The sequence below is a fragment of the Frankia sp. Mgl5 genome (assembly GCF_023242985.1).
Classification (GTDB): domain Bacteria; phylum Actinomycetota; class Actinomycetes; order Frankiales; family Frankiaceae; genus Parafrankia; species Parafrankia soli.
On sequence record NZ_JALKFY010000683.1, the window covers coordinates 47,342 to 57,109 of the forward strand.

Here is a 9,768-nt window from a genome sequence, read left to right on the forward strand (position 1 = left end):
CTTCCTTTTTTAAAACCCCCCCCCCCCCGCCGCCCCCGGGGGGGGGGGGGGGGGGCCGCCCGCGGACCGGGAGGTGTGCCCGTTGCCCCGGGCACCCGACTCCGGGAATGCCGCCCGCCGCGCCCCTGACCATGGCGTGCTCTGCCCGGGTGGACCACCGCTCGGGTTCGCGCTCCGCCCGACCGACATGCTGACCAGGTCGCCGTCGAACACAACCTGGGAGGTCCCCGGAGGTGCCTGTCGAGTGGCTCGTCGCGTCGTCACCTGATCGAGTGGGTGCGTCGGCGGCGGGGAGCCGGCGGCGGGATCCGGAGCGGAGCCGGGATGGGCCACCGAACCGGGTGACCCGGTCACGCTACCGAGACCGGACTCCGTCACAACGACCGGGCTCCGCCACCAGGACCGGGCCTCCTCCGGCCCTCACGGCGGCGGTCCGACCGGTGCCCACCGGCCGGCGTCCACCCGGTCACCGGAGGCGGCTGGCGGCGACACGGCGCGTACCGGCGGCAGGCATGCGCCATGACCGGCACGTGCCACCACCGCACGGACGACGCACACGACGCACACCGCACCGCGCACCCGGAGCGCAGACCGCCACGTTAAGGAGAGGCGTATGACCGCAATCGACGCCCGAACCGGCCCACCGCGACCGTCTGCCCACCCCGGCGCGACCGACCTCACCACGCCCACCGAGCAGGTGTTGCTGGCCGCGCCCGCCGAGAACTTCCCGGTCGCCTCGCGGCTGCTGCCCGCCGCGACCCGGGATCACCTCAACGCGCTGTACGTCTTCGGACGTCTCGTCGACGACATCGGTGACGAGGCCCCCGGCGACCGCCTGGCGCTGCTCGACGAGCTTGCCGCCGACCTCGAGCTGATCTGGTCGGGCGGCGAGCCGAAGCTGCCCGTCCACCGTCGGCTCGCGCACACCGTGCGGGCCTGCGACCTGCCGGCCGAGCCGTTCCGGCGGCTCGTGCAGGCCAACCGGCAGGACCAGATCGTCACCAGGTACGACACCTATGAGGACCTCGTGCAGTACTGCACCCTCTCGGCGGATCCGATCGGCCGCATGGTGCTCGGGGTGTTCGGTCTGGCGACTCCGGCGCGGATCGCGCTGTCCGACCGCATCTGCACCGCGCTGCAGCTCGCGGAGCACTTCCAGGACGTCGCCGAGGACCTCGCGGCCGGCCGGATCTACGTGCCGCTGGAGGACCTGGACGCGTTCGGGGTGACCGAGGCCGACCTGGCCGCGCCGGTCGCCTCGCCCGCGGTGCGGCACCTGATGGCCTTCGAAGTGGCCCGGGCCCGGACCCTGCTGGACCAGGGGGCACCGCTGGTAAACCTGGTCGGTGGCCGGCTGCGGCTGGCGATGGCCGGATTCGTGGGGGGCGGCCGGGCCGCGCTCGACGCGATCCGCCGCGCCGACTACGACATGCTCGGCGGCGCGCCCAAGGCCCCCAAGCCCCGGATGGCGGCCTTCGCCGCGGCCGCGTGGGCCCGGTCGCTGGTGCCCGGGCAGGCCGCGGCCGCCCGCGCCGCCGGCACCGCAGCCACCGCAGCCACTGCAGCCACTGCTTCAAGCACCACTGCTTCAAGCACTACCGCTCCCGGTGCCGCCGCTGCTGGCGGCACCGGTTCCAGCGGCCCTGTTCCCAGCGGCACCGTTCCCACCACCGCCACCGCCCCCGGCGGGGGCGCCGCGGTGGCGAGTGCCGTCCCGGCTCCGGCGCCCGCCGGATCCGACGTCGACGTCCCGGAGGGTGCCAGATGAGCGCGGGTGTCCCGGGCAGCTCCACCGTCGCCGAGGCCTACGCCTCCTGCGAGGCGTTGACGCGGGAGGCCGCGCGGAACTTCAGCTACGGCATCCGCCTGCTGCCGGCCGAGAAGCGGGGCGCGCTGTCCGCGGTGTACGCCCTGGCGCGTCGCCTCGACGACATCGGCGACGGCGACCTGCCGGATGAGGAGAAGCTCGCCGGCCTGGAGAAGGTCCGCGCCGACGTCCGCGCGCTGGACATCAACAGCTCCGACCCGGTGATGGTGGCGCTCGCGGACACCGCGCGCCGCTTCCCCGTCCCGATGGAAGCCTTCATCGAGCTCGCCGACGGGGTCGAGAGCGACGTCCACGGGGTCCCCTACGAGACGTTCGACGACATGGTCGGGTACTGCCGGCTGGTGGCGGGCACCATCGGCCGGCTCTCGCTGGGCATCTTCGGCGTGGACGGATCGGCCGGCGACGCCCGCTCGGCCGAGATCGCCGACGCGCTCGGCGTGGCACTCCAGCAGACCAACATCCTGCGCGACGTCCGCGAGGACCTCCTCAACGGCCGCATCTACCTGCCCTCGACGGAGCTGGAGAAGGCCGGCGTCACCCTGGTGGTGAGCCCGGCCGGGCGCCTCGGTGGACCGGAGGACGCGCTGGTGGACTACCTGCGCGACTGCGCCGCGCGCGCCGACGAGTGGTACACGCGGGGCCTGGCGCTGCTCGGCCTGCTCGACCGGCGCAGCGCCGCCTGCTGCGGTGCCATGGCCGGGATCTACCTGCGCCTGAACCGGCGCATCCGGCAGGACCCCACCGCGGTCCTGGAACGCCGGCTGTCACTGCCGGGCTGGGAGAAGGCGGTCGTGGCCGCCCGCAGCCTCGCCGGCAGATCGGAGGCGAGAGCGGCATGAGCGCTGGGGGGGACACGCGGCCGGGTCACCGGCCGGGAGATCGGGCCGGGACCGGTGCGGCGGCGCGGGGACGGCGGGTGGTCGTCATCGGCGGCGGCCTCGCCGGTATCGCCGCCGCGCTGGTCGCGGCGGACGAGGGTGCCGAGGCGGTGCTGCTGGAGGCCCGGCCGCGTCTGGGTGGGGCGACGACCTCGTTCCAGCGCAAGTTCCAGGACGGCACGCTGTGGATCGACACCGGTCAGCACGTGTTCATGCGGTGCTGCACCGCCTACCGCGGGCTGCTGGCCCGGCTGGGGGTGACGCACCTCACCACGCTCCAGCCGCGGCTGGACGTCGAGGTGCTGATCGCCGGCTCGCTGACCCGGACCAGGCTGCGCCGGACCAGGGTGCCGTTGCCGGCTCCGCTGCACCTCGCCCCGGCCCTGCTGGGGTATCGGGCGATCCCGCCCGCCGACCGGATCCGCGCGGCGCTGGCGGCCTTCCGGATCGGCCGTCTCGACCAGCGCGACCCCTCGGTGGACGGCGACTCCTTCGGCGGCTGGCTCGGCCGGCACGGCCAGAGCGCCGCGGCCACCGAGGCCCTCTGGGAGCTGCTGACCGTCGCGACCCTCAACGCGCCGGCGTCCGAGGCTTCACTCGGCCTGGCCGCCAAGGTGGTCCGCACCGGCCTGCTCGACGGGGCCGATGCGGGTGACCTGGGCTGGCCCGAGGCCCCGTTGCAGCAACTGCACGGCGACGCGGCGGTGCGGGCACTGGAGGCGGTCGGCGGCACGGTCCGCACGGCGACCAAGGCCCGGGCCATCACCCGGTCGGCGGCCGGCTGGGAGGTCACCCTGGACGGCGGCGAGGTCCTGGCCGCGGACGGGGTGGTGCTGGCGGTTCCGCCGCCGGCCGCCGCCGGCCTGCTGCCCGAGGGCTCCGGCGTCGACCCGGCGAAGCTGCGCGAGCTCGGCGTCTCGCCCATCATCAACGTGCACATGATCTTCGATCGGCCGGTGCTCGACGGTCCGATGCTCGCGGTCGTCGGCTCGCCCATCCAGTGGATCTTCGACCGGACGGTCTCCTCCGGCCTGGCCGAGGTGGGCCCGCCCGGGGCGCAGTACCTCGCGCTGTCGCAGTCGGCGGCGGAGGAATGGGTCGACCAGCCCGCGAACGACCTGCGAAAGCTGTTCGTCGAGGAGATGCGCCGGTTGTTCCCGGCCGCCCGGGCCGCCGAGCTGCTCGAGGTGTTCGTGACCAGGGAGCGCACCGCGACCTTCCGGCAGGCGCCCGGTTCGCTCGGGTTGCGCCCGGATCAGGCGACCAGCCTGCCCGGGTTCGCGTTGGCCGGCACCTGGACGGACACCGGGTGGCCGGCGACCATGGAAGGTGCTGTGCGTAGCGGGATCGCTGCTGCCCGTGAGACGCTCGCCGGCATGGGGGTAGCTGGGAGCGCACTGTCTGTGGTCGGTCACGGCCCGCCTGGGCAACGTGGCGAGTCGCGCGGCGAGGCACCGACCCGTTCTGGGGACATCGAAGGTCTCACCCCGGCCTCCGCCGTCGCGACGGAGGCAGGCACGGTGGACGTGCGGACGGTCAGCGCCGCGACGACGGCGGCTGAACCGGCGGCGCCACACACAGCGACGCCACACACAGCGACGGCCCAGACAGAGACGTCTCAGTCCACGGGGGGATTCCCGGTATGACCACAACGGTTCCGGAAGCGATCGAGCGCGGGCGTGCCCTGGCGGTGCCCGCGCTGCGCGCCACGGTGGACCGGCTCCACCCCCGGTTGCGCCACGTCGTCGCCTACCACCGCGGCTGGGTGGACGCGGCCGGTGAGCCGCTGTCCGGCAGCGGCGGCAAGCTCGTCCGGCCCGCGCTCGCGCTGCTCTCCGCCGAGGCGGCCGGCGCCCCGGCCGAGGTCGGCCTGCCGGCCGCGGTCGCGGTCGAGCTGGTGCACGACTTCTCACTGCTGCACGACGACCTGATGGACGGCGACCGCGAGCGCCGCCACCGGGCCACCGCCTGGACGGTCTTCGGTGCCGACGGAGCCATCCTCGCCGGCGACGCGCTGCTCGGCCTCGCCACCCAGGTCCTGCTCGAGGTCGAGGGAGAGCCGGGCCGGCGCGCCGCGGTGATCCTCGGCGCCGGCGTCCAGGACCTGGTCCGCGGGCAGGCCGAGGACCTCCTCTTCGAGAGCCGCTCGGACGTCTCGGTGGCCGAGACGCTGCACATGGAGGACGGCAAGACCGGCGCCCTGCTGGCCTGCTCGGCCTCCCTCGGCGCGGTCCTCGCCGGCGCGCCCGGCGAGGTCGTCGACGGCCTCGCCGAGTACGGCTCGCGGCTGGGTACCGCCTTCCAGCTCATCGACGACCTGCTCGGCATCTGGGGCGACCCGGCGGTGACCGGCAAGCCCGTGCTCAACGACCTGCGCTCGCGGAAGAAGTCGGTGCCGGTGGTCGTCGCGCTCGAGGCGGGCGGAGACGACGCCGACGAGCTGCGGGCCTTCCTCACCGAGGAGGGTGAGGCCTCCGAGGACGATCTGCACCGCATCGCGGCCCTGGTCGAGCGGGCCGGCGGCCGCGACTGGACCACGGCCGAGGCGGACCGCCAGCTCAAGGCGTGTGAGAACGCGCTGCGTTCGATCTCGATCCCGGCGTCGGCCGAGGCGGAGCTGCTGGCGATGGCGCGGTTCGTGACCGAACGAGATCGCTGAGGGGGAGCGAGGTGGCAGTACCCGCCCGCCGGTCGCCCGGCGGTCATCCGCACGACCAGTACATATACGACGAGGGGAGTCGTCGATGAGCCTGACCTCGGACCAGTCCTCGGCTGCCCCGACGGCCGCGGCGCAGAGCCCGAAGATCCCGAACCCGTCGGTGGCACGGCCGTCGGCGGACGCCGGGTCCTTCGAGACCGCCGGCGCAGTGCGAACCGACTCGGTGTCGACCGGCACGCCGGTCGACCCGGTGGTGGGCGCGATGCGCCGTGGCCGCGACCATCTGCTCTCCCTGCAGGCTGAGGAGGGCTGGTGGAAGGGCGAGCTGGAGACCAACGTCACCATGGACGCCGAGGACCTCATGCTTCGGCAGTTCCTCGGCATCCTGACCCCGTCGACGGCCACTGAGACCGGACGCTGGATCCGTTCCCAACAGCTCTCCGACGGCGGCTGGGCCACCTTCTACGGCGGCCCGTCCGACCTTTCGACCACCATCGAGGCCTACGTCGCGCTGCGGCTCGCCGGGGACGACCCGGACGCCCCGCACATGCGCTCCGCCGCCGAGTGGGTGCGCTCCGCGGGCGGCATCGCCGCCTCCCGGGTGTTCACCCGGATCTGGCTGGCGCTGTTCGGTGAGTGGTCCTGGGACGACGTCCCGGTGCTGCCGGCGGAGATGACCTTCCTTCCGCCGTGGTTCCCGTTGAACATCTACGACTTCGCCTGCTGGGCCCGCCAGACCGTGGTGGCGCTGACGATCGTCGGTTCGCTGCGGCCGGTGCGCTCGTTCGGGTTCACCCTGGACGAGCTGCGTGTCCAGGCGCCCAAGGCGGCGAAGGCGCCGCTGCGGAGCTGGGCCGGCGCGTTCGAGCGGCTCGATTCCGTGCTGCACCGCTACGAGAAGCGGCCGTTCCAGCCGCTGCGCCGGCTCGCGCTGCGCCGCGCCGCCGAATGGGTGATCGCCCGCCAGGAGGCGGACGGCTGCTGGGGCGGCATCCAGCCGCCGATGGTCTACTCGATCATGGCCCTGCACCTCATGGGCTACCCCCTGAACCACCCGGTGATCTCGATGGCGTTCCGCGCCCTCGACCGGTTCACGATCCGCGAGGAGACACCGGAGGGCACGGTGCGCCGTATCGAGGCGTGCCAGTCGCCGGTCTGGGACACGGCGCTGGCCGTCGTCGCGCTCGCGGACGCCGGTCTGGGCGGTGACCACCCGGCCATGGTCCGGGCCGGTCGCTGGCTCGCCGACGAGGAGGTGCGCGTCGCCGGTGACTGGGCGGTGCGCCGTCCCACCCTCGCGCCGGGCGGCTGGGCGTTCGAGTTCGACAACGACTTCTACCCGGACGTCGACGACACCGCCGAGGTGGTCATCGCCATCCGCCGCCTGCTCGGCGACGGTCACGGCCCGGTGGACCACTCCGACGGCTCCGGCCCCGGCTCGGCCGCGGCCACCGCGGCCTCCGCCGCGGCGGCGGCCTCCGTCGCGACCGGCACGATCGCCGCCGCGGACCCGGAGCTCGCCGCCCGGCTGCGCGACGCCGCGGAGCGGGGCGTCGACTGGTCGGTGGGCATGCGCTCGTCGAACGGTGCCTGGGCGGCGTTCGACGCCGACAACGTGCGCACCCTGGTCAGGAAGATCCCGTTCTGCGACTTCGGCGAGGTGGTCGACCCACCGTCGGCGGACGTCACCGCGCACATGGTCGAGATGCTCGCCCTGCTGGGTCGCTCCGACCACCCGATCACCCAGCGCGGGGTCCGCTGGCTGCTGGACAACCAGGAGGCCGGCGGGTCGTGGTTCGGCCGCTGGGGCGTGAACCACGTCTACGGCACCGGCGCGGTCGTGCCCGCGCTGATCTCCGCGGGTGTCAGCGCGGAGCACCCGGCGATCGTCTCCTCGATGCACTGGCTCGTCGAGCACCAGACGCCGGAGGGCGGCTGGGGCGAGGACCTGCGCTCCTACCGCGACGACGAGTGGATCGGGCGCGGCGAGCCGACGGCCTCGCAGACCGCCTGGGCGCTGCTGGCGCTGCTGGCGGCCGAACCGGCGTCCGGGACCGCCGAGTGGGAGGCGGTCGAACGCGGCGTGCGCTGGCTCTGCGACACCCAGCGCCCCGACGGCACCTGGGACGAGCCGCAGTTCACCGGCACGGGCTTCCCCTGGGACTTCTCCATCAACTATCACCTGTACCGGCTGGTCTTTCCCGTGACGGCACTCGGTCGGTACGTGACCCTCACCGGCAGGTCGACGTCATGAGCATCCCGGCAGCAGACAACGGGGGCGACGCCGACCACGGCGGTTCGCCCACCGTTACCCCGCGCGACGCCACGGCGCCGAGCCTCGGACCGCCGGGCTTCGGCCCGGCCGCCGTGCGGCCCGCGTCGCCCGTCGCGCCCGCGTCGCCCGTCGCGCCCGCGTCGCCGGTCGTGCCTGTGGTACCGGCGGCACCGGTGGTGCCCGCGGGTGCCGCGGTGCCCGCGGGCGCGGTGCCGAGGGCGGCCATCCCCGAGCAGGCCGGCGCGGTGCCGCCGGCCGGCGGGCCGTCGCGGGCCGGTTCGGCGCTGCCGTCGGTCGGGTCGCGGCGGGGGGCGGCTTCGGCCGCGAGCCCGCTGGTGACCCGGGCGGTGCCCGCGGCGGTGAGCCCGGCCCCGAACGGGGCCGCGGCCGCGGCCCGGGTCCGCACGGTGAGCGCGAAGGGGTCGCCGGTCCAGCCGGCGCCCCGCACCCCGCGTCTCGTCGTCGCCGCCCCGCTGCGTCTCGAGGGATTCGCGATCGGCCGGGCCGACCTGCCGCCCGGCACCGTGATCGTGCGGACCGGGATGGGACCGGACAAGGCGCACCGCGCGAACCGCGTGGTCCGCGATGCCCGGCCGGACGCGGTGGCCGTCGTCGGTCTCGCCGGTGGGCTCACCGTCGAGACGAAGCCCGGCGACGTGGTCGTCGCGAGCGAGGTGCGCCTCGCCGACGGCACGGTGACGGGGACCTGCCCGACCGCCCCGCTGCTGGCCGGCGAACTGCGCCGTGCCGGCCTCCGGGTGCACGTCGGACCGGTCGTGTCGGTAGCCCAGGTGGCGGTCGGATCGGCCCGCGCCGAGCTGGCCGCGACCGGTGCCATCGCCGTGGACATGGAGTCCGCCGCCCTCGCCCCCGGTGCTGGCACCCGCCCGTTCGCGGTGATCCGGGTGATCGTGGACACCCCCGACCAGCCGCTGGGCCGGATTGACCTGGTCCGGCGCGGGGTGGCCGGGCTGCGCACGATCAACCAGCTCGGCCCGGCGATCCGCGCGTGGGTGGAGGCGGTCAGCAGCCGTCGGCTGCTCCTCGCCGAGCCGCGCGCCTTCTGCGCCGGGGTCGAGCGCGCCATCGAGGTGGTCGAACGGGCGCTGGAGATCCACGGCGCACCGGTCTACGTCCGCAAGCAGATCGTGCACAACACCCACGTCGTGGCCGACCTGGCCAGCCGCGGCGCGGTCTTCGTCGAGGAGTTGGACGAGGTCCCGCCCGGCGCGACCGTGGTCTTCTCCGCGCACGGGGTCGCCCCCGCGATCTGGGACGAGGCGGGCGAGCGCGACCTGGCGGTCATCGACGCCACCTGCCCGCTGGTGGAGAAGGTGCATGCCGAGGCGCGGCGGTTCACCGCGCGCGGCGACACCGTCCTGCTCATCGGGCACTCCGGCCACGAGGAGGTGGACGGGACGCTCGGCGAGGCACCGGGGCGGATCCAACTGGTCGAGTCGGCCGCCGCGGTCGAGGACCTCGAGGTCGCCGACCCGGAGCGGGTCACCTACCTCATGCAGACCACGCTCGCCGTGGACGAGGCCGAGGAGGTCGTCGACGCGCTGCGCGACCGCTTCCCGGCCGTCGTCGGCCCCGGCTCGGCCGACATCTGCTACGCGACGTCCAACCGGCAGAACGCGGTTCGCCGGGTGGCCGCCGAGGCGGAGCTCGTCCTGGTCGTCGGGTCGGAGAACAGCTCGAACTCGCGCCGGCTGGTCGAGGTCAGCGAGCGGGACGGCGTCGCCGCGCACCTCGTCGAGAGCGTCGAGGACGTCCAGCTCGACTGGCTCAAGGGGGTGCGGACCGTCGGCATCTCCGCCGGGGCCTCCGCGCCGCCGCTGCTCGTCGAGGAGCTGACAGCGGCACTGTCGGGGCTGGGGTCGGCGTCGGTGTCGGTCCGTTCCGTGGGCTCGGAGTCGATCTCCTTCCACCTGCCGAAGGAGGTACGTCGACCGCTCTCCGAACGGAGATGACGCGCGGTCAGGCAGGCACGTGTCAGTTCCAGCGCCGGCGGGCCGGGGGGGGGTCGGGCGCGGCCGGGCGGGGGGCCCCACGCCAGGCCCTCCGACGCGTCATGCCTGGTTCCCGGGCCCTCTTCACCGACTACTCGTCGCACATTACCGACAAC

6 protein-coding genes are annotated in these 9,768 nt (G+C 74.6%); all 6 read left to right on the plus strand.

The annotated features are described in order from the left end of the window. The first annotated feature begins 613 nt into the window (after positions 1 to 613). A complete protein-coding gene (gene hpnC, locus MXD62_RS24835) occupies positions 614 to 1,768 on the plus strand; it encodes a squalene synthase HpnC (RefSeq protein WP_248831863.1) in 1,155 nt (384 codons plus the stop codon). Next, positions 1,765 to 2,667, plus strand: a complete 903-nt coding sequence (hpnD, locus tag MXD62_RS24840) for a presqualene diphosphate synthase HpnD (protein ID WP_112109332.1) — start codon at positions 1,765 to 1,767, stop codon at positions 2,665 to 2,667. Before hpnC ends, hpnD begins: the two co-directional genes overlap by 4 nt. After that, positions 2,664 to 4,352 (plus strand): hydroxysqualene dehydroxylase HpnE, encoded by a 1,689-nt coding sequence (gene hpnE / locus MXD62_RS24845; RefSeq protein WP_248831864.1) that lies wholly within the window; start codon positions 2,664 to 2,666, stop codon positions 4,350 to 4,352. Before hpnD ends, hpnE begins: the two co-directional genes overlap by 4 nt. Further along, positions 4,349 to 5,365 (plus strand): polyprenyl synthetase family protein, encoded by a 1,017-nt coding sequence (locus MXD62_RS24850; protein WP_248831865.1) that lies wholly within the window; start codon positions 4,349 to 4,351, stop codon positions 5,363 to 5,365. Before hpnE ends, MXD62_RS24850 begins: the two co-directional genes overlap by 4 nt. An 85-nt stretch (positions 5,366 to 5,450) precedes the next feature. Next, a complete protein-coding gene (locus MXD62_RS24855) occupies positions 5,451 to 7,619 on the plus strand; it encodes a terpene cyclase/mutase family protein (protein ID WP_248831866.1) in 2,169 nt (722 codons plus the stop codon). After that, the gene (gene ispH, locus MXD62_RS24860) at positions 7,616 to 9,613 is read left to right on the plus strand and encodes a 4-hydroxy-3-methylbut-2-enyl diphosphate reductase (protein ID WP_248831867.1); all 1,998 of its coding nucleotides are present in this window, start codon (positions 7,616 to 7,618) and stop codon (positions 9,611 to 9,613) included. The genes MXD62_RS24855 and ispH overlap by 4 nt, the downstream gene beginning before the upstream one ends. Positions 9,614 to 9,768: the final 155 nt, after the last annotated feature.

Excerpts from the sequence above, each read along its gene's own strand:
- hpnC (WP_248831863.1), top strand. The coding sequence starts at position 614 with ATGACCGCAATCGACGCCCGAACCGGCCCACCGCGACCGTCTGCCCAC.
- hpnD (WP_112109332.1), top strand. The coding sequence starts at position 1,765 with ATGAGCGCGGGTGTCCCGGGCAGCTCCACCGTCGCCGAGGCCTACGCC.
- hpnE (WP_248831864.1), top strand. The coding sequence starts at position 2,664 with ATGAGCGCTGGGGGGGACACGCGGCCGGGTCACCGGCCGGGAGATCGG.
- MXD62_RS24850 (WP_248831865.1), top strand. The coding sequence starts at position 4,349 with ATGACCACAACGGTTCCGGAAGCGATCGAGCGCGGGCGTGCCCTGGCG.
- MXD62_RS24855 (WP_248831866.1), top strand. The coding sequence starts at position 5,451 with ATGAGCCTGACCTCGGACCAGTCCTCGGCTGCCCCGACGGCCGCGGCG.
- ispH (WP_248831867.1), top strand. The coding sequence starts at position 7,616 with ATGAGCATCCCGGCAGCAGACAACGGGGGCGACGCCGACCACGGCGGT.